Raw genomic sequence first — 21,339 nt, 5'->3', positions numbered from 1 at the left:
GATTCGGTTTAATTTTCCAATTGTAAACTTTTTAAAAGTTTATAACTCAGGTCGTCAGCTATGTCTCAGCTCAGTGATAATTCGCTCACCCCAACTCGTTCATTTACCAGCCTTGGCCTATTTTTCAGCCTATTGAGTGGACAATGGCGCCCAGGGGAACACTGGCACCAACGCAGCTTTCGGCGGAAGTTTATGCTGCGCTCTCTATTAATGCCACGATTAAGCCGTGACTTAATGCGTGAGCTTTCACAGTGGCCGAATCTTAGCGCCGTGATGGCCCGTCAGCCGCGCCTTCCTGTTCGGCTGCATCGCCCCTACCTGGCGATGAATTTTGATCGCCATATGGTGCTGGATGCCCTGCGTTATCACTATAAGCTGTTATCAGAGACAATGTCCCCAGAAGAGTTTGGGACCTATCTGAATTCGCAGTATTTACCGCTCGCCAAAGTCGAGGGGAAAAACGGTGAGATATTCAGCTTTGAAATGACCATGGAAATTAACCTGGACAAAGAAGGCGAGAGTACGCTCATTGTCCGTAACAACGACGGTGAAACGCTAGCGGAAATGACCTTCACCGTCCTCAACTACAATGCTAAGCGGACGCTGTTTATCGGCGGGTTACAGGGAGGCAGACGCGACCTTCCTCATGAAGCCATTCAGGAGGCCACCAAGGCTTGTCACGGATTGTTCCCTAAACGCGTGGTCATGGAAGCTGTGTGCCAATTTGCCAAGCGTCTGCAGGTTGAGCAGATCCTTGCCGTCAGCAATGAAAAACATATTTTCCGCAGCGAACGTTACCACGATAAGAACAAAAAAGTTCTCTCAGATTATGATGTGTTCTGGGAAGCCGTCGGGGGGATCTGCGATGAAGAGGGATACTTCCATATCCCTCTTGAGATACCTCGCAAGGATATTGCGGATATCGCCAGCAAAAAACGTGCGGAATACCGTCGTCGCTATGCGCTACTGGATGAAATCCAGCAGCAGATTCAGTTCACCGCTCAGCGTTAATCCGCTTTCCCGCGCGCCAGCCAGACGACGCGGGAAAACATTTTCTTCAGCAGCGGCGGCACGGCTTCGGTTCCGCGTCGGCCTGCCTCCATTGCCACCTCAATCGCCAGATCCGGCTTCGACGATCGGTGAATCGCCTTGGTAATCACCCGCCGCATATTCATCGGAATATTTTCCGGCAACTGCGCTACGCGATGATAAACGCTGGAAAACCCTTGTTTGTACATGAAGTGTTCCATATCCAGCGCCGGTAGCGTGGTCAGATGATGGTGCTCCTGGTCCCGGTCGTTGTTCACTAAACTGCGCACGGTCGCCGCATACTTTTTCCCCGCTTCATCGCCATCGACCAGCACGTGCCACTCGATACCCATTCGGCTGGCAAACTTAATCAGCGGTTTTAATCCCGACTGGGCAAACTCAATAACCTTCACCCCTTCAGCATCAAAGTGGTGGCCGCACTGACGCGCGAGTTCGTTGATGACCCAGGTTTCAGTCTCCCCTTCTACCAGCAACCAGCAGCGGGCAAACAGAGAGGAAGCACGATTAAAGCGGATATGGAAAGAGATACGTCGGCTGTCTTCGGCGTTCATGCCTTCCGGACCTAAGCGCCAGGCGGATACGCGAGAGGATTCGCGCACCAGCCGACAGACGTACTGCATCGGCGTCAGTGACAGGAGTTCGCCTGAGTTAGTGGTGGCAATACGCTGCAAAGGCAGCAGGTTCAGCAGGCTCCAGGCGACGGATAGCATAATCGGGTGCAGTCGCGTTTCCGGGTCCTCCACCAGCAGCAGCGGCCGGGCATCTTTGTCCAGCCTGACCGTCCCTTTCGCCTGAAGCAGAGTAGAAAACATGCCCAGCAGAATCACCCGGTGATTACGCGCACCGGGCTTGTCTATCATTCGGTTAATCAGATCAAGATAGCGCCAGCTCCGCTGTTCATCATGGGAACGACGGCGCATTAAGCGCTGAATTGCCGGGCCGGAACCCTGCTCAGAAAAGTAGTGTTCCAGCAGTTGCCCCATTGCCGAGAGGCCCTGACGGATTTGCCCGTCGCTCAAGTTTTGCGGGCTGGTGACCAGTTCGCGTGACAGAAAATCCAGCTGGCGGGCGGTAATTTCCACATCCGGGACGTTTGGCACCGTACCATTACGAATGCGCCGCATAAAACGGGCATCGCGCAGGCGCAGCACCGGCATCAGGCGAATTAACTCGCGAGCACAGGCATCGATATCATCAAGCTCCAGCGCCTGGCCGTCACAGTCAATAAAACTGCGCAGGGTCAACACGCTGCCGTCTGCGCCAAGCTCACCCTCAAGACGATAGAAAATTCGCTGGTAGCCATCGGGACATAACGACCAGCAACCAGATAACCCTCGGTAACGTCGCCCACGATAACGACCGGGTTCGTTCTCGCGAAAGGTCAGAATAATATGCAGATGGTGTTCGCGCCCCTGGATATCCCCCGGAGGGAACCAGAAATCATTACGGACGAAGTGGTAAAGCCCTTCATGCGGGGAAAGCAGCAGCGTTAATGCATCCAGCAGGCTCGATTTACCCCAGGCATTTTCGCCGATTAAGACATTATTTTGCTCCAGCATTAACGACAAACGGTTAATGCCGCGAAATCCTGCAATCTCGGTGCGTTCAAGAAGCATAACTCCTCCGTAACACAGGGCGCGCCTGCACTCCTTTCATCTTCGCAGTATAGCGGGATGCAGTGTCGTTGACACCCGCTTACCGCCCCACTTTCAGACGGAGTGATGCTTTATTAACCTCTAAAAGTAATAAAGTGCGCTCTCAATCACTCTTCACGATTATTCCGAAAATAATCCACTACACTCTAATTCAATGAATGGATTGTCTAAGGATTAACACCACATTGTTTTGCATCAAAGTTCGCGTATTTATTTAACTGGTTAAGGGATGACGTTAGTTTTTAAAATAACGCTGACTATACCTGCCGCTCATTTAAGGTCGGTATAAATTCAGTCGTCATCCTTTATGACGATGATATTTTTGATTCGAGGTGGTTATGTTTAGAAAATTGGCAGCAGAGTGCTTTGGCACCTTCTGGCTAGTATTTGGTGGTTGCGGTAGCGCGGTTTTGGCTGCGGCATTCCCAGAGTTAGGGATTGGCTTTGCGGGTGTTGCGCTGGCGTTCGGTTTAACCGTTCTCACCATGGCTTTTGCCGTAGGGCACATTTCTGGCGGTCATTTTAACCCGGCAGTGACGCTGGGCCTTTGGGCGGGCGGTCGTTTCCCGGCTAAGGATGTTATCGGTTATATTATTGCTCAGGTTGTTGGCGGGATTATCGCCGCGGCTATTCTGTACCTCATCGCCAGCGGTAAAGCCGGCTTTGATGCAGCAGCCAGCGGTTTTGCGTCTAACGGCTATGGCGAACACTCACCAGGCGGCTACTCCATGCTGTCTGCTATCGTGATTGAAATTGTGCTGACCTGTGGCTTCCTGCTGGTTATCCACGGTGCAACCGACAAAAATGCGCCTGCTGGTTTTGCGCCAATTGCTATCGGTCTGGCGCTGACCCTGATCCACCTGATCAGCATTCCTGTGACGAACACCTCCGTTAACCCGGCGCGTAGTACCGCTGTGGCTATCTTCCAGGGCGGCTGGGCACTGCACCAGCTGTGGCTCTTCTGGGTAATGCCAATTATTGGCGGTATCCTGGGTGGCCTGATTTATCGCACTCTGCTGGAAAAAAAATAAGTAGCCTGTAGGCCTGATAAGCGTAGAGCCATCAGGCAGCGACAGACACATTGCCGGATGGCGGCGTTGCCTTATCCGGCCTACAAAGACCCGCTCCGCCGGGTCTTTCTTTTTTCGTGGCTTTACTCAGAATGGGGTTTTCGGTAGTGTCTGTGCGCTATTTCAAAACTGCAAGGAACTGAGTCAGTCATGTTATCGGGATTGCTAATCATTCTGGTGCCGCTAATTATCGGCTACCTCATCCCCCTTACCCATCGCAGCGCACTGCAAATAATCAACCGTCTGCTGAGCTGGATTGTTTACCTTATTCTCTTTTTCATGGGGATCAGCCTGGCATTCCTGGATAATCTGGCCGAAAACCTGTTAGCCATTTTCCACTATTCTGCTATTAGTATTGTGGTTATTTTATTGTGCAATACGCTGGCGCTTTTCTGGCTTGAAAAAGCCCTGCCTTGGGGACATCCTCACCACCAGGAAAAATTACCATCGCGTTTAGCCATGGCGCTGGAATCATTAAAGCTATGCTTTGTGGTTATTGCCGGTTTTGCGGTTGGACTCAGCGGATTCTCTTTTTTACAGCACGCGACCGATGCCAGCGAATATACCCTTATCTTCCTGCTGTTCCTTGTAGGTATTCAGCTAAGAAATAGTGGTATGACATTACGGCAGATAATTCTCAACCGCCGCGGCATGGTCATTGCGCTGGTTGTCGTCGCCAGCTCGATGGTAGCCGGAGTGATTAACGCTTTTCTGCTCGGGTTACCGATTAAAACCGGGATGGCGATGGCGTCCGGATTCGGCTGGTATTCGCTTTCAGGTATTCTTCTGACTGATGCTTATGGCCCGGTCATCGGCAGCGCCACCTTCTTTAACGATCTGGCGCGCGAACTACTCGCCATCATGTTAATTCCAGGATTGGTTCGCCGAAGCCGCTCCACCGCGCTGGGGCTTTGCGGCGCAACCTCAATGGACTTTACCCTACCGGTGCTGCAGCGCTCTGGCGGCGTCGAAATGGTGCCTCCCGCTATTGTCCACGGCTTCCTGCTGAGCCTGCTGGTTCCTCTGATGATGGCCTTCTTCACCGCCTGATACCTCTATGGCGGTAGCGCTCGCTGCCGCCAAAATTGCGCTAAATCAACCTCCCTGTAAGTTGCACTAAAAATGCCTTTTCAAGGCTTAGCACCAGGCTTACCCTTAAACATGTATATTAAATATAACTTTAAAAGGTGTAACCATGTTTTGTGTGCAATGTGAACAAACCATCCGTACTCCGGCAGGGAACGGCTGCTCTTATGCACAGGGTATGTGCGGTAAGACCGCTGAAACATCCGATCTGCAGGATTTGCTGATTGCGGCCCTGCAGGGTCTGTCCGCATGGGCGATTAAAGCCCGCGAATACGGCATCATCAGCCACGATGTCGATAACTTCGCCCCGCGCGCGTTCTTCTCTACCCTGACTAACGTTAACTTCGATTCCCCGCGCATTGTCGGCTATGCCCGTGAAGCGATCGCCCTGCGTGAAGCGCTGAAAGCGCAGTGCCTGGCCGTAGACGCCAACGCCACCGTTGATAACCCAATGGCTGACCTGCAGCTGGCGAGCGACGATCTGGGTGCCCTGCAGCAGCAGGCCGCTGAGTTCACGCCAAACAAAGATAAAGCCGCTATCGGCGAAAATATTATGGGCCTGCGTCTGCTGTGCCTGTACGGCCTGAAAGGTGCGGCTGCCTATATGGAGCACGCCCACGTACTCGGCCAGTACGACAACGACATCTACGCGCAGTACCACAAAATTATGGCGTGGCTGGGTACCTGGCCTTCCGACATGAACGCTCTGCTGGAGTGCTCAATGGAAATCGGCCAGATGAACTTCAAAGTGATGAGCATTCTGGACGCGGGTGAAACCACCAAATACGGTCACCCAACGCCAACTCAGGTCAACGTGAAAGCGACCGAAGGCAAATGCATCCTGATCTCCGGCCACGATCTCAAAGATCTCTACAATCTGCTGGAGCAAACCGAAGGCACCGGCGTTAACGTCTATACCCACGGTGAAATGCTGCCAGCACACGGCTACCCTGAGCTGCGTAAATTCAAACATCTGATCGGTAACTACGGCAGCGGCTGGCAGAACCAGCAGGTGGAATTCGCCCGCTTCCCTGGCCCAATCGTGATGACCTCTAACTGCATCATCGACCCAACCGTGGGCGCCTACGACGACCGTATCTGGACCCGTAGCATCGTCGGTTGGCCGGGCGTGAGCCACCTCGAAGGCGACAACTTCGGTCCGGTTATCGCTCAAGCGCAGCAGATGGCAGGCTTCCCATACAGCGAAATCCCGCACCTGATCACCGTCGGTTTTGGCCGTCAGACCCTGCTGGGCGCTGCGGATACCCTGATTGACCTGGTGAGCCGCGAAAAACTGCGTCACATCTTCCTGGTCGGCGGCTGCGACGGCGCACGCGGTGAACGTAACTACTTCACCGATTTCGCCACCAGCGTACCGGACGACTGCCTGATCCTGACCCTGGCGTGCGGTAAATACCGTTTCAACAAGCTGGAGTTTGGCGATATCGAAGGCCTGCCGCGTCTGGTCGATGCCGGTCAGTGTAACGATGCTTACTCAGCCATCATCCTGGCGGTCACGCTGGCAGAAAAACTGGGCTGCGGCGTGAACGACCTGCCACTGTCTCTGGTGCTCTCCTGGTTCGAACAGAAGGCGATTGTTATTCTGCTGACCCTGCTCTCTCTGGGCGTGAAAAACATCGTCACTGGCCCAACCGCACCAGGCTTCTTCACGCCGGACCTGCTGGCAGTGCTCAACGAGAAGTTCGGTCTGCGTTCCGTGACCACCGTTGAAGAAGATATGAAGCAGCTGCTGAGCGCGTAAGGAGTACAGAATGACCATGCCAACAAATCAGTGCCCGTGGCGGATGCAGGTTCACCATATCCATCAGGAAACGCCGGACGTCTGGACAATTTCGTTGCTCTGTCACGATTATTATCCTTACCACGCCGGGCAGTACGCACTGGTCAGCGTGCGCAACTCAGCGGATACGCTGCGTGCCTACACCCTCTCTTCGACCCCGGGCGTCAGCGAGTACATTACGCTGACCGTCCGCCGTATTGACGACGGTGCCGGTTCACAGTGGCTGACCCGCGACGTGAAGCGCGGCGACTATATCTGGCTGTCCGATGCGATGGGTGAATTTACCTGTGAAGATAAAGCCGACGACAAATTCCTGATGCTGGCCGCTGGCTGCGGCGTTACGCCGATTATGTCGATGCGCCGCTGGTTGGCGAAGTACCGTCCAGAGGTCGATGTGCAGGTTATTTTTAACGTGCGCTCACCGCAGGATGTGATTTTTGCCGAGGAATGGCGGCAGTATCCGGTCACGCTGGTTGCAGAAAACAACGCCACGCACGGCTTCGTTTCTGGCCGTCTGAGCACCGAACTGCTGAAAAGCGTACCGGACCTCACCTCTCGTACCGTGATGACCTGTGGCCCTGCGCCATACATGGATATGGTCGAGAAAGAGGTGAAGGCGCTTGGCGTAACGCGCTTCTTTAAAGAGAAATTCTTCACACCGGTGGCTGATGCTGCAACGAGTGGCCTGAAGTTCACCAAGCTGCAACCGGCGAAAGAGTTCTACGCGCCGGTGGGCACCACGCTGCTGGACGCGCTGGAAAGCAACAAAGTGCCGGTAGTGGCTGCATGCCGCGCGGGTGTTTGCGGCTGCTGCAAAACCAAAGTGGTTTCCGGCGAGTATACGGTCACCAGCACCATGACGTTAACCGAGGCGGAAATCGCCGATGGTTACGTGCTGGCGTGCTCCTGTCATCCGCAGGGCGATCTGGTACTGGCGTAAACTGCGCTATGATGTAAAAAAGCCATCCGGTAAAAACGGATGGCTTTTTTTTTGCTTGTGAGAAAAGGATAGTGATTTGCGTGTTGTGTATATTGAGAAGGTTGTCTGCAATGTGTGCATGAAGCAGATATAAATTATTCACAAACGAGTCAATACCCCCGACCCTCCGTCAAGCGTTTCAAAAAGGAGCCCCATGAAAAAAGTCGCTATCGTCGGCGTCGGCCCCACCGGGATCTACACCTTTCATGCGCTGGTAGAACGTGGTGAACCGCTGGCAGTACTGCTCTATGAGAAAGCCGAACAGGCGGGCGTCGGTATGCCCTACAACAACGAAAACAACTCTGAACATATGCTGGCAAACATCGCCAGTATTGAGATCCCCCCCATTGAAATCACCTATCTGACGTGGCTACAAAACCAAAGCGATGATTACCTCGCGCAATTTGGCGTAGAACGTACCGCTCTCCACGAGCGACAGTTTTTGCCACGCGTGATCCTCGGCGACTATTATCACGATCGCTTTTTAGCCCTTGTCGACAAGGCTCAGGGATTGGGCTTTGAGGTTTCCGTAAATGAATCCAGCGAAGTCACCGATCTACGTGCGAACCCGGAAGGGGTCTCACTGTGGATAAACCACTCATCGCAGCCCGTTGATGTCGATTTTGCCGCCGTCGCCACCGGCCATCTGTGGCCTGGAACGAGTCCGTCGCCACGTCAATATTTCCCCAGCCCGTGGACCGGCCTGATGGACGCGCAAATTAACGCCTGTCGGGTAGGCATTCTGGGCACCTCCCTAAGCGCTATCGACGCGGCGGTCGCCGTGGTGTGCCAACATGGAAGCTTCATTACCGATACGGATGGCGCAATTCGCTTTACACGCAAACCGGGCAGCCAAAACCTGAAGCTGACCCTGATGTCTCGCACCGGTGTGCTGCCAGAGGCTGATTTTTACTGTCCTCTTCCCTATGAGCCGCTGACTATCGCCACCGTAGACACCATTGAGCGCACTATTGCACAAGGTCAAAACGGACTCCTGGACCGCATCTTTGAACTTATCGTGAAGCAGTTGCAGGAAGCGGCTCCGCAATGGAGCGAGCAAATATGCCTCGAAGCGCTCACCGCCGATACGTTCTCTGACGCCTGTTTTGCCGACCGCATTCACCACGATCCATTTGACTGGGCGAGGCTTAACCTGCAGGAAGTTGAGCGCAACAAACAGCAGCAGCACACCGTGGCATGGCGCTATACCCTGCTGCGGCTACATGAGGTTATCGAAGATATCGTGCCGTATCTCGATGAGACTGACCGCGCACGGTTCAAACGCGGGCTATCGCGGGTGTTCATCGATAACTATGCTGCCATTCCTTCTGAGTCCATTCGTCGGGTGCTGGCGCTGCACGATGCCGGGCTGATTGAGATAGTGGCGTTAGGGGCAGATTATGAACGCAAGAATGATCGGGACAAGACGGTTATTTCTCACGGCAACCAGCGCCATGAATTTGATGTGTTTATTGATGCTCGTGGGCAGAACGCATTGAAAAGCAAAGATATCCCTTTCCCCACCTTGCGCAACCAGCTTCTCGCCTGTGGTGATGACATCCCGGATATCGGCGAAGATTATACGCTGCAAGCGCCGGAGGATGCCCGTGGACGCATTGCCTTCGGTGGGCTGCCGTGGTTAATGCACGACCGTCCGTTTATTCAGGGCCTGGTGGTCAGCGCGGAGATTGGCGCAGCAATGAGCAATGCGCTGATGCAACATGCGGTCAGACGACGGAAAAAACGGTGGTTGAGTGATGAAGATGATTAACGTTGTTTTTTAGACAGAGGCGAGCGAACTCGCCTCTGCATGATGTTTTTAAAGAGCGGCTACTGCCAGGCTGACTTCCCGCCCAGCGCATATTTCCCCGCGCCGAGAAACGCAATTGCCAGCGCCGCAACGAAGAAGTACACCAGGCTCTCAATTGCCCATGCACCGGTTTTATCCAGCGCACCGGTCTCACCCAACCCGACCATCAGCCATGCGACCACCATGGTAAACGCTAACACCAGCGCCGCCGGGCGCGTCAGCACGCCGAGGATCAGCAAGATAGGCGCCACCACCTCACCCACCAGCACGCCATAGGCGATAAAGCCCGGCAGCCCTTTTGCCACCAGCATGGCGCTGATGCCATCAACCCCGCCAAACAGCTTGTGCAGCCCGTGGAACAGCATCAGCCCCCCCACGACAAAACGCAGTAATAATTTGCCGAAATCTTCGTGCGACAACGCGCGGTTTACTGCCTGGAGCAATTTTATAATCATTTTAATTTTTCCCTGTTTATCCCTGTAGAACATCTACGGTACTGCTTCTCATTTACTAAATATACCCGCCGAAAATAAGGGTATATTTCCAGCGAAACGACGAGTTTCATCTAAACTTGTAACCGGTATCACAATTCCGGAGATGGAAAACCATGAAACAAACCGTAGCCAACTACATTGCGAAAACATTAGAACAAGCAGGAGTGAAACGAATCTGGGGCGTGACGGGCGATTCGCTCAACGGCCTTAGTGACAGCCTGAACCGAATGGGCACCATTGAGTGGATGCCGACACGACATGAAGAGGTGGCCGCTTTCGCCGCTGGCGCGGAGGCACAGCTCACCGGCGAACTGGCTGTATGTGCCGGTTCCTGCGGGCCGGGAAACCTGCACCTCATCAACGGACTTTTTGACTGCCACCGCAACCACGTACCGGTGCTTGCCATTGCCGCGCATATTCCGTCGAGTGAAATCGGCAGCGGCTACTTCCAGGAAACCCATCCACAGGAGCTGTTCCGCGAATGCAGCCACTACTGTGAACTGGTGTCTACGCCGGAACAAATCCCGCAGGTGCTGGCCATTGCGATGCGCAAAGCGGTGCTGAACCGCGGCGTGTCTGTGGTGGTTCTGCCTGGCGATGTCGCGCTGAAGGCCGCGCCAGAAAGCGCCAGCACAAACTGGTACCCAGCGCCTCATCCTATCGTCACACCGCCACAAAGCGAGCTGGAGAAGCTGGCCGAGAAGCTCAAGTCTTCGCGTAATATTACCCTGCTGTGCGGCAGCGGTTGTGCGGGAGCGCATGAAGAGCTGACCGCATTTGCCGGTAAGCTCAAGTCCCCTATCGTTCACGCGCTGCGTGGCAAAGAGCACGTGGAATATGACAACCCGTATGATGTCGGCATGACCGGGCTTATCGGTTTCTCATCCGGTTTCCACGCCATGATGAACGCCGACACGCTGATCCTGCTCGGTACCCAGTTCCCCTACCGCCCGTTCTACCCGACCGAAAGCACCATCATCCAGATAGACATTAACCCGGCCAGCATCGGCGCGCACAGCAAAGTGGATATGGCGTTAGTGGGCGATGTGAAAGCCACGCTGGCGGCGCTGCTGCCGCTGTTAGAAGAGAAAAGCGATCGTAGCTTCCTCGATAAAGCGCTGGAGCACTATCACAGCGCGCGCAAAGGATTAGACGATTTAGCCAAGCCGAGCGATAAGGTCATCCACCCGCAGTATCTGGCGCAGCAAATCAGCCACTTTGCCGCTGAAGATGCCATCTTCACCTGCGACGTGGGCACGCCAACCGTATGGGCCGCGCGCTACCTGCAAATGAACGGCAAACGCCGCCTTCTCGGGTCGTTTAACCACGGCTCCATGGCTAACGCGATGCCGCAGGCGCTAGGCGCGCAAGCTACTGAACCCGGACGTCAGGTCGTGGCGATGTGCGGCGATGGCGGTTTCAGCATGCTGATGGGCGATTTCCTCTCGGTCGTGCAAATGAAGCTGCCGGTGAAAATTGTGGTCTTTAACAACAGCATACTGGGCTTTGTGGCGATGGAGATGAAAGCCGGGGGTTATCTCACCGACGGTACGGAGCTTGGCGACACCAACTTTGCCCGCATTGCTGAAGCCTGCGGGATAACCGGTATTCGCGTCGAGAAATCCGATGACATCGATGCCGCCCTGCAACGCGCCTTCAGCATCGATGGTCCGGTGCTGGTCGACGTGGTTGTCGCGAAAGAAGAACTGGCAATTCCACCGCAGGTTAAACTTGAGCAGGCCAAAGGTTTCAGCCTGTATATGCTGCGTGCCATCATTAACGGACGCGGGGATGAAGTAATCGAACTGGCGAAAACCAACTGGCTCAGGTAAAAATGGAGGCATTATTCTGAGTTAAAAAGGAAATGCCGTGATCGACCTACGCAGTGATACCGTAACCCGCCCGACGCGCGCCATGCTGGAAGAGATGATGGCCGCGCCGGTCGGTGACGACGTTTATGGCGACGACCCTACCGTTAACGCCCTTCAACAATACGCCGCCGAGCTTTCTGGCAAAGAGGCGGCGCTGTTTCTCCCTACCGGCACCCAGGCCAACCTGGTTGCCCTGCTAAGCCATTGCGAGCGCGGCGAAGAGTATATCGTCGGCCAGGGTGCGCATAACTATCTCTACGAGGCAGGCGGCGCGGCGGTGCTGGGTAGCATTCAGCCGCAGCCGATTGATGCCGCTTCAGACGGTACGCTGCCGCTCGATAAAGTCGCGGCAAAAATTAAAGCCGACGATATCCACTTTGCGCGTACCAAACTCCTGAGCATCGAAAACACCCACAACGGTAAAGTGCTGCCGCAGGCCTACCTGAAAGAGGCGTGGGAATTTACCCGCGAGCGTGGCCTGGCTCTTCACGTAGACGGCGCACGTATCTTCAACGCCCTGGTCAGCTACGGCTGCGAGCTGAAAGACATTGCCCAATACTGCGATTCTTTCACCATTTGTCTTTCAAAAGGCCTCGGCACGCCGGTCGGTTCACTGCTGGTCGGCAACCATGACTACATCAAACGTGCTAACCGCTGGCGCAAAATGACCGGCGGCGGTATGCGTCAGGCAGGTATTCTGGCAGCCGCCGGGCTGTATGCGCTGAAAAATAACGTTGCGCGCCTGCAAGACGACCACGACAACGCCGCATGGCTTGCCGCGCAGCTGCGTGAAATTGGCGCAGATGTTATGCGCCACGACACCAACATGCTGTTTGTGCGCGTCGGCGACGCTCACGCCGCAGCGCTGGGCGAGTTTATGAAAGCACGCGGCGTATTGCTTAACGCCTCGCCTATCGTGCGCCTGGTCACTCATCTGGACGTTAATCGTCAGCAGCTCGAAGACGTTGTCTCACACTGGAAAGCCTTTTTAGCCCGTTAAGGAGGCTGACGTGCCACGTACTATTCTGGTTTTTGGTGCCAGCGGCTATATCGGCCAGCACCTGGTGTCTGAATTAAGCCAGCGCGGGTATACCGTGCGGGCGGTGGCACGTCGCATTGAGCGGCTGCAAAAGCTACAGCTTCCGGGCGTGACCTGCTATTCGGTCGACCTGGAAAAAACCACCGATGTCGCACGACTGCTCAACGGCGTCGATACCGTCTACTACCTGGTGCACGGTATGGGCGAGAGTAAGGACTTTATTAAGCACGAGCGCCGCGTGGCGGAAAACGTACGCGACGCGCTTCTAATAACCCCGGTAAAACAGCTGATCTTCTTAAGCTCGCTGCAAGCACCGGAGCATGAACAGTCACCGCACCTGCGCGCTCGCCAGCTCACGGCGGATATTCTGCGCAGCGCAGAAGTCCCTGTCAGCGAACTTCGGGCCGGGATCATCGTCGGCGCGGGCTCTGCCGCTTTTGAGGTGATGCGCGACATGGTCTATAACCTACCGGTGCTCACCCCACCGCGCTGGGTGCGTTCACGCACGACCCCTATCGCACTGGAAAACTTGCTGTTCTACCTGGTCGAACTGTTAAACCATCCGTCACCAGAACACCGTGTATTTGAAGCCGCAGGCCCGGAAGAACTGACCTATCAGCAGCAGTTTGAACATTTCATGGCGGTCAGCGGTCGCCATCGGCCGCTTATCCCCATTCCGCTGCCCACCAGTTGGATCTCGGTATGGTTCTTAAATGTGATTACGTCCGTGCCACCCACAATCGCCAAAGCGCTGATCCAGGGACTGAAGCACGATCTGCTCGCGGACGATCGCACGCTACGTGCGCTGATCCCTCAGCAACTGATCCCCTTCGATGAAGCGGTTCGTCGCACACTGGAAGAAGAAAAAAAGCTCGCCAACTCCAGCGACTGGGGTTACGACGCGCAGGCTTTTGCGCGCTGGCGGCCCGAGTACGGTTTTTTTGCCAAGCAGGCCGGTTTTACGGTTCAAACATCGGCAAGCCTTTCTGCGCTGTGGCAGGTGGTAAACCGTCTGGGCGGTAAAGAGGGCTACTTCTTCGGAAACGTGCTGTGGAAAACGCGCGCGGCGATGGACCTGCTGGTCGGACACCGACTCGCCAAAGGCCGCCCGGAACGAGCGATGTTGCAGGTGGGTGATACCGTCGACAGCTGGAAGGTCATCATCGTAGAACCTGAAAAAGCGCTCACTTTACTGTTCGGCATGAAAGCACCCGGCCTCGGTCGTCTAAGCTTTACCATGGTCGATAAAGGCACGCATCGTGAACTTGACGTACGCGCCTGGTGGCATCCGCACGGTATGCCAGGATTACTCTACTGGCTGTTGATGATCCCGGCGCATCTGTTTATCTTCCGGGGAATGGCGCGGCGTATTACCCGTCTGGCAGAAGAAGCGACAGGAAAAAGTGCGCAATAACCCTTTTTCGTCTTAGTTTCCCATTGCATACAAGTGAAATAAACGGAAGAATGCGCACGAAACTCTTTTTTAACACTGTGGATGATTATGAAGGTACTGGTCACCGGCGCCACCAGCGGGTTAGGCAGAAACGCGGTTGAATATCTGCGTAGCAGAGGCATCAGCGTCAGAGCGAGCGGTCGCAACGAAGCGATGGGCAAACTGCTGGAGAAAATGGGCGCGGAGTTCGTCCATGCTGACCTGACTGAACTGGTTTCCTCCCAGGCAAAAGTGATGCTGGCGGGCGTTGACACGCTGTGGCACTGCTCCAGCTTCACCTCACCGTGGGGCACCCAGGCCGCCTTCGACTTAGCCAACGTTCGTGCCACCCGCCGTCTTGGCGAATGGGCCGTCGCGTGGGGCGTACGCAACTTCATCCACATCTCTTCGCCGTCGCTGTACTTTGACTACCATCACCATCGCGATATTACCGAAGATTTCCGCCCTCACCGTTTCGCCAACGAGTTTGCCCGCAGCAAAGCGGCAAGCGAAGAGGTGATCCAGCTGCTGGCACAGGCCAACCCGAATACCCGCTTCACTATTCTTCGTCCGCAGAGCGTCTTTGGTCCCCACGATAAAGTGTTTATTCCGCGTCTGGCGCAGATGATGCACCACTACGGCAGCGTGCTGTTGCCGCGCGGCGGCCATGCGATGGTGGATATGACCTACTACGAGAATGCGGTTCACGCCATGTGGCTCGCCAGCCAGCCGCGCTGTGACGACCTGCCTTCCGGCCGCGCCTACAACATCACCAACGGTGAACCGCGCACCCTGCGCAGCATCGTAGAGCGTTTGATTGACGAACTGGATATCCCCTGCCGCATCCGCTCAGTCCCTTATCCAATGCTGGATATGATTGCCCGCAGCATGGAGCGCTTTGGTGATAAAAAAGCGAAAGAACCTTCGCTCACCCACTACGGCGTTTCAAAGCTGAACTTCGATTTTACGCTGGATATCAGCCGCGCTCGCGAAGAGCTGGGCTATGAACCCATTGTCTCATTAGACGACGGTATTGTGCGTACCGCCGCCTGGCTGGAAGATCACGGTAAACTGCCGCGCTAGGGCTTAGCCCTGGCCGTATTTCTCCAACAGCGCCTCAGCAATCGCCAGGCTTTCTGCGTCGGCAACGCCGTCATAGCGCGTCGGGCGGAAGTGCATCTGGAAGGCGGCAATTACCCTGATTTGCTGCATTCTGGTCATCCCCGGTTTCACCTCATAACCATATCGCGCCAGCAGGTCGAGCAGATTATTCGTCGCCACCGGCGCGTTAGGTGAGCGCCCGTTCAGGTAGAACGCCACCCGATTTTCATCCGGCCATGCGCCAATCCCCTGCTGCGCCAGCGACTTCCAGGGGAACAGCGGCCCCGGATCGTCTTTACGCTGCGGCGCAATGTCGGAGTGAGCAACCACGTTCTGCGGCTCAATGTTGTAGCGCTTGATGATATCTTTCGCCAGCGGCACCAGCGCCTGGATCTGCGCCGGTTCAAACGGCGTGAAGAACTTGGCGCCGTCGGCTTTCTGCCAGCCGCGGTTCTCAAGCTCAATGCCGATAGAAGTATCGTTGATGCGCGTTGCGCCGCGCCAGAAGCTGATGCCCGCATGCCAGGCGAGCTTCGACTCGGGCACCAGTTGCCAGATTTTCGGCTTGCCGTGCAGCAGCGGTGGTACTGCCGGAATCAGGTAATGCACGCTCACCTGCTGGCCGATTAACGTCGCGAGCGAGACATCAAAATCATCCGCCGTGTAATGAATCACCAGCTCTTTAACGCGCGGATACGCCTGCGGCGATGACTGGCTGGTATCCAGCACATAATTTTGCTTTTCAACGACGGCCTTTTTGTCTTCTCCAGCACAGCCCGCCAGCACCATTGCCAGCACCACCACGGTGAGTAAGCGTTTCATCGGCGCGTTTTGACCGCCGTACCGCTCACGCTCACCATTAGCATACTGCTGTCTTTGCCGACGGTTTCATAATCAATATCAATCCCGACCACCGCATCGGCACCCAGCGCTTTGGCCTGCTCGCCCATCTCCTTGAACGCAATTTCTCGCGCCGAACGCAGCTCTTTTTCATAAGCACCAGAACGGCCGCCGACGATGTCACGAATGCCGGCAAAAAAATCGCGGAAAATATTGGCCCCTAAAATCGCCTCGCCGGTGACCACACCGCAGTATTCAGTAATCGGTTGCCCTTCAAGGGTGGGGGTCGTAGAAAATTGCATGGACTGCTCCTTCGTTAACGTTCAATGCCTTAGCTCTCTGCGCTAAACGCATTATCGGACCGATACGCTATGCTTGAAAAGGGAATACTCCATTATCGTATACATAAATCGCGCCCGCTGCATGGCGGCATATGGGCGATGAATGTTGAGACTGCTAACAAGGAATCACTATGCGTTACACCAACCTTGCACTTCTTCTTCCCGCAGCACTGCTATTAAGCGCCTGTACCACCGTAACCCCGGCCTACAAAGATACCGGAACCCGTATGGGACAGTGCGTAGAGGGCGGGCCAGACGCCGTCGCTCAGAAGTTTTACGACTACCAGATACAGCACCACAGCACTGATTTCACCGCCCTTCGCCCTTACCTGAGCGACGGTCTGGCGAAACTACTGAGCGATAGCAGTCAGGATCCCGACAAACGTGCGTTGCTACAGTCTAACCCGTTCTCCAGCAGCGCAACGACGCCTGGCAGCGCTGACGTGGCTAGCGCATCGACCATCCCGAATACCGACGCCCGTAATATCCCGCTGCGCGTTGAGTTAAAACAGGGGACTCAGAGCTGGAAAGATGAAGTGCTGATGATCCGCGAAGGCAGCTGCTGGGCCGTTGATGACGTGCGCTACCTTGGCAACAATACCCACGCACCGGCAGGTACTTTGCGTCAATCTCTTGAAAAACGTTAATAAATTGTAACGTAATTCTGTCAAATGCCTTATCCCGGCAAAATGTCTGGCATTCCCCGTGGAATGCCGACATTTATACCCCGCGCCCACCCCGACCGTTATTTTGTGCTAACTTTAAAAGAAAAGTTGGTTTATATTTAAGTTTTAACGCACAAATATTGCATAACTATTCTGTCAAAGGTACTATTTGCGGCCTCAATTGCTGATAATTCTCTATGGGCTGATACCTTCAGCGGAGAAATCCAAAAACGACAGCAGAGCATGCACCTGGCCTTTCCAGGGCGAGAACAACACATTCGTGACGGGTATCAATGAGCATTAAATTAGACGGCATTAACTGCTTTTATGGCGCGCATCAAGCGCTGTTCGACATCACGCTGCAATGCCCTGAGGGCGAAACGCTGGTACTGCTTGGCCCAAGTGGTGCAGGTAAAAGCTCACTCCTGCGCGTGCTGAATCTGCTGGAAATGCCGAAATCCGGTACTCTGGCGATTGCGGGTAACCACTTCGATTTTGCTAAAACCCCGTCAGACAAAGCCATTCGCGAACTGCGTCAAAACGTGGGCATGGTTTTCCAGCAGTACAATCTCTGGCCTCACCTGACAGTAGTACAAAACCTGATTGAAGCACCGTGCCGCGTGCTGGGCTTGAGCAAAGACCAGGCGATGGCGCGTGCGGAAAAACTGCTGGAGCGTTTACGCCTCAAGCCGTTCAGCGACCGTTATCCGCTGCACCTTTCCGGCGGCCAACAGCAGCGCGTAGCCATTGCACGTGCGCTGATGATGGAGCCGCAGGTTCTGCTGTTTGATGAACCAACCGCCGCCCTTGACCCGGAAATCACCGCCCAGATAGTCAGCATCATTCATGAACTGGCTGAAACCAACATTACCCAGGTTATCGTCACCCACGAAGTGGAAGTGGCGCGTAAAACGGCCAGCCGCGTGGTGTACATGGAAAACGGTTATATCGTCGAACAAGGCGATGCAAGCTGCTTTAACAGCCCACAGACTGATGCATTTAGAAGTTATCTTTCTCACTGAGATTCAGGACAATGACGATGAAAAAAGTACTGATTGCCGCGCTGCTTGCTAGCGTCAGCCTCTCCGCTGCCGCCGCTCAAACTATCCGTTTCGCGACCGAAGCTTCTTACCCTCCGTTTGAATCCATGGATGCCAACAATAAGATCGTCGGCTTCGATGTGGATCTGGCTAACGCCCTTTGTAAAGAGATCGACGCGACCTGTACCTTCAGCAACCAGTCTTTCGATAGCCTGATCCCAAGCCTGAAATTCCGTCGTATTGACGCGGTCATGGCCGGTATGGATATCACCCCTGAGCGTGAAAAGCAGGTACTGTTCACCACTCCGTACTACGACAACTCCGCGTTGTTCGTTGGCGTGAAGGGTAAATTCACCAGCATCGACCAGCTGAAAGGCAAAAAAGTCGGCGTGCAGAACGGTACCACGCACCAGAAATTCATCATGGATAAACATCCGGAAATCACTACCGTCCCTTACGACAGCTATCAGAACGCCAAGCTGGATCTGCAAAACGGGCGTATTGATGCGGTCTTTGGTGACACCGCTGTCGTTACCGAATGGCTGAAAGCCAACGACAAGCTGGCCGCCGTCGGCGATAAAGTGACCGATAAAGGCTACTTCGGTACCGGCCTGGGTATTGCTGTCCGTCAGGGCAACACCGAGCTGCAGCAGAAATTCAACGCTGCGCTGGAAAAAGTGAAGAAAGATGGCACTTACGAAACCATCTACGCTAAATGGTTCCAGAAGTAAGACTTGATGAACGAAATGTTTCCTTTAGCAAGCGCCGCCGGCATGACCGTCGGCCTTGCCGTTTGTGCACTGATAATCGGTCTCGCGCTGGCGATGTTCTTTGCGGTATGGGAGTCAGTTAAATGGCGCCCTATCGCATGGCTCGGCTCCGCGCTGGTTACCGTGCTGCGCGGCCTGCCGGAAATTCTGGTGGTGCTGTTTATCTACTTCGGCTCTTCGCAGCTGCTGCTGACGCTGTCCGACGGTTTTAATATCAACCTCGGTTTCGTACAGATTCCCGTGCAGATGCAGATCGAAAACTTCGACGTCAGCCCGTTCCTGTGCGGCGTCATTGCCCTCTCCCTGCTCTACTCCGCCTACGCTTCGCAGACCCTGCGCGGCGCGCTGAAAGCGGTGCCAGCGGGTCAGTGGGAGTCCGGCCAGGCGCTGGGGATGTCGAAAAGCGCAATCTTCTTCCGTCTGGTTATGCCGCAGATGTGGCGACACGCGCTGCCGGGCCTCGGCAACCAGTGGCTGGTACTGCTGAAAGATACCGCGCTGGTATCGCTGATTAGCGTGAACGATCTGATGCTGCAAACCAAGAGTATCGCCACCCGCACCCAGGAGCCGTTTACCTGGTATATCGTGGCGGCGGCTATCTACCTGGTGATTACGCTACTCAGCCAGTACATTCTCAAACGCATTGACCTGCGTACCACTCGCTTTGAACGGAGACCAGGCTGATGCTCGAGTATTTACCGGAACTGATGAAAGGGCTGCACACCAGCCTGACGCTGACCGTGGCCTCCATCCTGGTGGCGCTGGTGCTTGCGCTGATTTTCACCATCATCCTGACGCTGAAAACGCCGGTGCTGGTATGGGTGGTTCGCGGCTACATTACGCTGTTCACCGGTACGCCACTGCTGGTGCAAATCTTCCTCATCTACTACGGCCCGGGCCAGTTCCCGACGCTGCAGAACTATCCGGTGCTATGGCACCTGCTCTCTGAGCCGTGGCTGTGCGCGCTGATTGCTCTGTCGCTGAACAGCGCCGCCTACACCACTCAGCTGTTCTTCGGAGCCATTCGAGCCATTCCGGAAGGCCAGTGGCAGTCCTGTAACGCGCTGGGGATGAGTAAGAAAGATACGCTGGCCATTCTGCTGCCCTACGCCTTTAAACGCGCGCTCTCTTCCTATTCCAACGAAGTGGTGCTGGTGTTTAAGAGTACGTCTCTGGCCTACACCATCACGCTGATGGAAGTCATGGGCCACGGTCAGCTGCTCTACGGGCGCACCTACGACGTGATGGTTTTCGGCGCTGCCGGGCTGGTTTATCTGGTCGTTAACGGCCTGCTGACGCTGATGATGCGTTTAATCGAGCGCAAAGCGTTGGCCTTCGAGCGTCGCGACTAGCTTCTGCATAAACTGCGTTTGCAAAAAACGGATAAGCCATTGGCCTATCCGTTTTTTTTCGCAAGCCATAAAATATTTAATCAAATATATTGCATATAAATTCACAAGGTGGCATTGTAGCTCCATGCCACACGCAGGGCAGCACCCAATAAGCGAGACAGACAGGAGCTCATCCATGAAAAAATTAGTATTGGCCGCCTTACTTGCCACCGTCGCCGTAGGCGCCCAGGCCGCAGATAAAATTAGTTTTGGCGTTTCCGCCACCTACCCGCCATTTGAATCCATGGATGCCAACAACCAGATTGTCGGCTTTGATATCGATCTCGCTAACGCGCTCTGTAAGCAGATGCAGGCTGAATGTACGTTCACCAACCATGCGTTCGATAGCCTGATCCCGGCGCTGAAATTTAAGAAATACGACGCAGTTATCTCCGGTATGGATATCACTCCTGAGCGTAGCAAACAGGTTGCCTTTACCGATGCCTACTACGCTAACTCGGCGCTGGTGATTGCTAAAAAAGGCGAGTTCAAAACCTTTGACGATCTGAAGGGTAAACGTATCGGGATGGAAAACGGCACGACCCACCAGAAATACCTGATGGATAAGCACCCGGAAGTGAAAACCGTGGCCTATGACAGCTACCAGAACGCGATTATCGACCTGAAAAATGGCCGTATCGACGGCGTGTTTGGTGATACCGCGGTGGTGAACGAATGGCTGAAAACCAACCCGCAGCTGGGTGCCGCCACTGAGAAAGTGACCGACCCACAGTACTTCGGCATTGGTCTGGGGATTGCGGTACGTCCAGACAACAAAGCGCTGCTGGAAAAACTGAACGGCGCGCTGAAAGCGATTAAAGCTGACGGTACCTATCAGAAGATTAACGATAAGTGGTTTGCTGAATAATCAGCCGTTCCCAGGGTCGCTAACGCTCGCCCGGGC

The 21,339-nt window shown here is 54.8% G+C and carries 20 protein-coding genes; 16 read left to right on the top strand and 4 right to left on the bottom strand.

Translation table 11 applies throughout. The features are described from left to right. Positions 1–60: 60 nt before the first annotated feature. The gene (locus RDN66_RS18710; protein ID WP_035894676.1) at positions 61–1,011 is read left to right on the top strand and encodes a VirK/YbjX family protein; all 951 of its coding nucleotides are present in this window, start codon (positions 61–63) and stop codon (positions 1,009–1,011) included. Here RDN66_RS18710 and RDN66_RS18705 read toward each other — a convergent pair. Further along, positions 1,008–2,666: an ATP-dependent endonuclease gene (locus RDN66_RS18705; protein WP_308538103.1), complete on the bottom strand. Its 1,659-nt coding sequence runs from the start codon at positions 2,664–2,666 to the stop codon at positions 1,008–1,010. The genes RDN66_RS18710 and RDN66_RS18705 overlap by 4 nt on opposite strands. A 377-nt stretch (positions 2,667–3,043) precedes the next feature. On the opposite strand from RDN66_RS18705, the gene aqpZ reads away from it, so the two are divergent. From aqpZ to RDN66_RS18680, 5 genes are all read left to right on the top strand, one after another. Beyond that, positions 3,044–3,736 (top strand): aquaporin Z, encoded by a 693-nt coding sequence (aqpZ, locus tag RDN66_RS18700; protein ID WP_035894674.1) that lies wholly within the window; start codon positions 3,044–3,046, stop codon positions 3,734–3,736. A gap of 189 nt (positions 3,737–3,925) precedes the next feature. Further along, the gene (locus RDN66_RS18695; protein WP_202216149.1) at positions 3,926–4,825 is read left to right on the top strand and encodes a lysine exporter LysO family protein; all 900 of its coding nucleotides are present in this window, start codon (positions 3,926–3,928) and stop codon (positions 4,823–4,825) included. Between the two features lie 145 nt (positions 4,826–4,970). Beyond that, a complete protein-coding gene (gene hcp / locus RDN66_RS18690) occupies positions 4,971–6,623 on the top strand; it encodes a hydroxylamine reductase (RefSeq protein ID WP_035894671.1) in 1,653 nt (550 codons plus the stop codon). Positions 6,624–6,633: 10 nt separating this feature from the next. Beyond that, positions 6,634–7,602: an NADH oxidoreductase gene (gene hcr, locus RDN66_RS18685; protein WP_035894670.1), complete on the top strand. Its 969-nt coding sequence runs from the start codon at positions 6,634–6,636 to the stop codon at positions 7,600–7,602. Positions 7,603–7,795: 193 nt separating this feature from the next. Continuing rightward, positions 7,796–9,412 carry an FAD-NAD(P)-binding protein gene (locus RDN66_RS18680; protein WP_202216150.1) on the top strand — a complete coding sequence of 539 codons (1,617 nt, stop codon included), beginning with the start codon at positions 7,796–7,798 and terminating at the stop codon, positions 9,410–9,412. 59 nt (positions 9,413–9,471) lie between these two features. On the opposite strand, the gene RDN66_RS18675 is transcribed toward RDN66_RS18680, so the two are convergent. Further along, positions 9,472–9,906 carry a DoxX family protein gene (locus tag RDN66_RS18675; RefSeq protein WP_035894668.1) on the bottom strand — a complete coding sequence of 145 codons (435 nt, stop codon included), beginning with the start codon at positions 9,904–9,906 and terminating at the stop codon, positions 9,472–9,474. 152 nt (positions 9,907–10,058) lie between these two features. On the opposite strand from RDN66_RS18675, the gene poxB reads away from it, so the two are divergent. The 4 genes from poxB to RDN66_RS18655 all read left to right on the top strand — a co-directional run bounded on the left by poxB (position 10,059) and on the right by RDN66_RS18655 (position 15,370). After that, positions 10,059–11,777: a ubiquinone-dependent pyruvate dehydrogenase gene (gene poxB, locus RDN66_RS18670; protein ID WP_202216151.1), complete on the top strand. Its 1,719-nt coding sequence runs from the start codon at positions 10,059–10,061 to the stop codon at positions 11,775–11,777. A gap of 37 nt (positions 11,778–11,814) precedes the next feature. Further along, positions 11,815–12,816, top strand: a complete 1,002-nt coding sequence (gene ltaE, locus RDN66_RS18665) for a low-specificity L-threonine aldolase (protein ID WP_308538102.1) — start codon at positions 11,815–11,817, stop codon at positions 12,814–12,816. A 10-nt stretch (positions 12,817–12,826) separates the two neighbouring features. Beyond that, on the top strand, positions 12,827–14,269 hold the full coding sequence (locus RDN66_RS18660) for a DUF2867 domain-containing protein (protein WP_035894665.1): 1,443 nt from the start codon (positions 12,827–12,829) through the stop codon (positions 14,267–14,269). Between the two features lie 87 nt (positions 14,270–14,356). Beyond that, entirely contained in the window at positions 14,357–15,370 is a 1,014-nt protein-coding gene (locus tag RDN66_RS18655; protein WP_035894678.1) for an NAD(P)-dependent oxidoreductase, read from the top strand. A 3-nt stretch (positions 15,371–15,373) separates the two neighbouring features. Here RDN66_RS18655 and RDN66_RS18650 read toward each other — a convergent pair whose 3' ends face one another. Next, positions 15,374–16,210, bottom strand: coding sequence for an N-acetylmuramoyl-L-alanine amidase (locus RDN66_RS18650; RefSeq protein ID WP_035894664.1), 837 nt, complete (start codon positions 16,208–16,210; stop codon positions 15,374–15,376). Next, positions 16,207–16,530, bottom strand: coding sequence for a heavy metal-binding domain-containing protein (locus tag RDN66_RS18645; RefSeq protein ID WP_035894663.1), 324 nt, complete (start codon positions 16,528–16,530; stop codon positions 16,207–16,209). Before RDN66_RS18645 ends, RDN66_RS18650 begins: the two co-directional genes overlap by 4 nt. 170 nt (positions 16,531–16,700) lie before the next feature. Between RDN66_RS18645 and RDN66_RS18640 the strand changes: the two genes are divergently transcribed. The 6 genes from RDN66_RS18640 to artJ all read left to right on the top strand — a co-directional run bounded on the left by RDN66_RS18640 (position 16,701) and on the right by artJ (position 21,303). Continuing rightward, positions 16,701–17,216 (top strand): lipoprotein, encoded by a 516-nt coding sequence (locus tag RDN66_RS18640; RefSeq protein ID WP_202216153.1) that lies wholly within the window; start codon positions 16,701–16,703, stop codon positions 17,214–17,216. A gap of 311 nt (positions 17,217–17,527) precedes the next feature. Further along, the gene (gene artP / locus RDN66_RS18635) at positions 17,528–18,256 is read left to right on the top strand and encodes an arginine ABC transporter ATP-binding protein ArtP (protein WP_035894661.1); all 729 of its coding nucleotides are present in this window, start codon (positions 17,528–17,530) and stop codon (positions 18,254–18,256) included. Positions 18,257–18,273: 17 nt separating this feature from the next. Beyond that, complete coding sequence (gene artI / locus RDN66_RS18630) at positions 18,274–19,005, top strand: arginine ABC transporter substrate-binding protein ArtI (RefSeq protein ID WP_035894660.1); 732 nt, start codon at positions 18,274–18,276, stop codon at positions 19,003–19,005. A gap of 6 nt (positions 19,006–19,011) precedes the next feature. Continuing rightward, positions 19,012–19,728 carry an arginine ABC transporter permease ArtQ gene (artQ, locus tag RDN66_RS18625; protein WP_035894658.1) on the top strand — a complete coding sequence of 239 codons (717 nt, stop codon included), beginning with the start codon at positions 19,012–19,014 and terminating at the stop codon, positions 19,726–19,728. Then, positions 19,728–20,396: an arginine ABC transporter permease ArtM gene (gene artM, locus RDN66_RS18620; protein ID WP_035894657.1), complete on the top strand. Its 669-nt coding sequence runs from the start codon at positions 19,728–19,730 to the stop codon at positions 20,394–20,396. The genes artQ and artM overlap by 1 nt, the downstream gene beginning before the upstream one ends. 175 nt (positions 20,397–20,571) lie before the next feature. Next, positions 20,572–21,303 carry an arginine ABC transporter substrate-binding protein ArtJ gene (artJ, locus tag RDN66_RS18615; protein WP_202216154.1) on the top strand — a complete coding sequence of 244 codons (732 nt, stop codon included), beginning with the start codon at positions 20,572–20,574 and terminating at the stop codon, positions 21,301–21,303. Positions 21,304–21,339 lie beyond the last annotated feature (36 nt).

Origin of the sequence: uncultured Kluyvera sp. (assembly GCF_902485085.1) — a bacterium.
In the GTDB taxonomy this organism is placed as follows: Bacteria; Pseudomonadota; Gammaproteobacteria; order Enterobacterales; family Enterobacteriaceae; genus Kluyvera; species Kluyvera ascorbata.
Note: the sequence above shows the minus strand (reverse complement) of the source record. Positions and strands in the feature narration are given on the sequence as shown.

Bases quoted from the DNA above. Each gene is read 5' to 3' on its own strand.
- RDN66_RS18710 (WP_035894676.1), top strand. From the start codon at position 61: ATGTCTCAGCTCAGTGATAATTCGCTCACCCCAACTCGTTCATTTACC.
- RDN66_RS18705 (WP_308538103.1), bottom strand. From the start codon at position 2,666: ATGCTTCTTGAACGCACCGAGATTGCAGGATTTCGCGGCATTAACCGT.
- aqpZ (WP_035894674.1), top strand. From the start codon at position 3,044: ATGTTTAGAAAATTGGCAGCAGAGTGCTTTGGCACCTTCTGGCTAGTA.
- RDN66_RS18695 (WP_202216149.1), top strand. From the start codon at position 3,926: ATGTTATCGGGATTGCTAATCATTCTGGTGCCGCTAATTATCGGCTAC.
- hcp (WP_035894671.1), top strand. From the start codon at position 4,971: ATGTTTTGTGTGCAATGTGAACAAACCATCCGTACTCCGGCAGGGAAC.
- hcr (WP_035894670.1), top strand. From the start codon at position 6,634: ATGACCATGCCAACAAATCAGTGCCCGTGGCGGATGCAGGTTCACCAT.
- RDN66_RS18680 (WP_202216150.1), top strand. From the start codon at position 7,796: ATGAAAAAAGTCGCTATCGTCGGCGTCGGCCCCACCGGGATCTACACC.
- RDN66_RS18675 (WP_035894668.1), bottom strand. From the start codon at position 9,906: ATGATTATAAAATTGCTCCAGGCAGTAAACCGCGCGTTGTCGCACGAA.
- poxB (WP_202216151.1), top strand. From the start codon at position 10,059: ATGAAACAAACCGTAGCCAACTACATTGCGAAAACATTAGAACAAGCA.
- RDN66_RS18655 (WP_035894678.1), top strand. From the start codon at position 14,357: ATGAAGGTACTGGTCACCGGCGCCACCAGCGGGTTAGGCAGAAACGCG.
- RDN66_RS18650 (WP_035894664.1), bottom strand. From the start codon at position 16,210: ATGAAACGCTTACTCACCGTGGTGGTGCTGGCAATGGTGCTGGCGGGC.
- RDN66_RS18645 (WP_035894663.1), bottom strand. From the start codon at position 16,530: ATGCAATTTTCTACGACCCCCACCCTTGAAGGGCAACCGATTACTGAA.
- RDN66_RS18640 (WP_202216153.1), top strand. From the start codon at position 16,701: ATGCGTTACACCAACCTTGCACTTCTTCTTCCCGCAGCACTGCTATTA.
- artP (WP_035894661.1), top strand. From the start codon at position 17,528: ATGAGCATTAAATTAGACGGCATTAACTGCTTTTATGGCGCGCATCAA.
- artI (WP_035894660.1), top strand. From the start codon at position 18,274: ATGAAAAAAGTACTGATTGCCGCGCTGCTTGCTAGCGTCAGCCTCTCC.
- artQ (WP_035894658.1), top strand. From the start codon at position 19,012: ATGAACGAAATGTTTCCTTTAGCAAGCGCCGCCGGCATGACCGTCGGC.
- artM (WP_035894657.1), top strand. From the start codon at position 19,728: ATGCTCGAGTATTTACCGGAACTGATGAAAGGGCTGCACACCAGCCTG.
- artJ (WP_202216154.1), top strand. From the start codon at position 20,572: ATGAAAAAATTAGTATTGGCCGCCTTACTTGCCACCGTCGCCGTAGGC.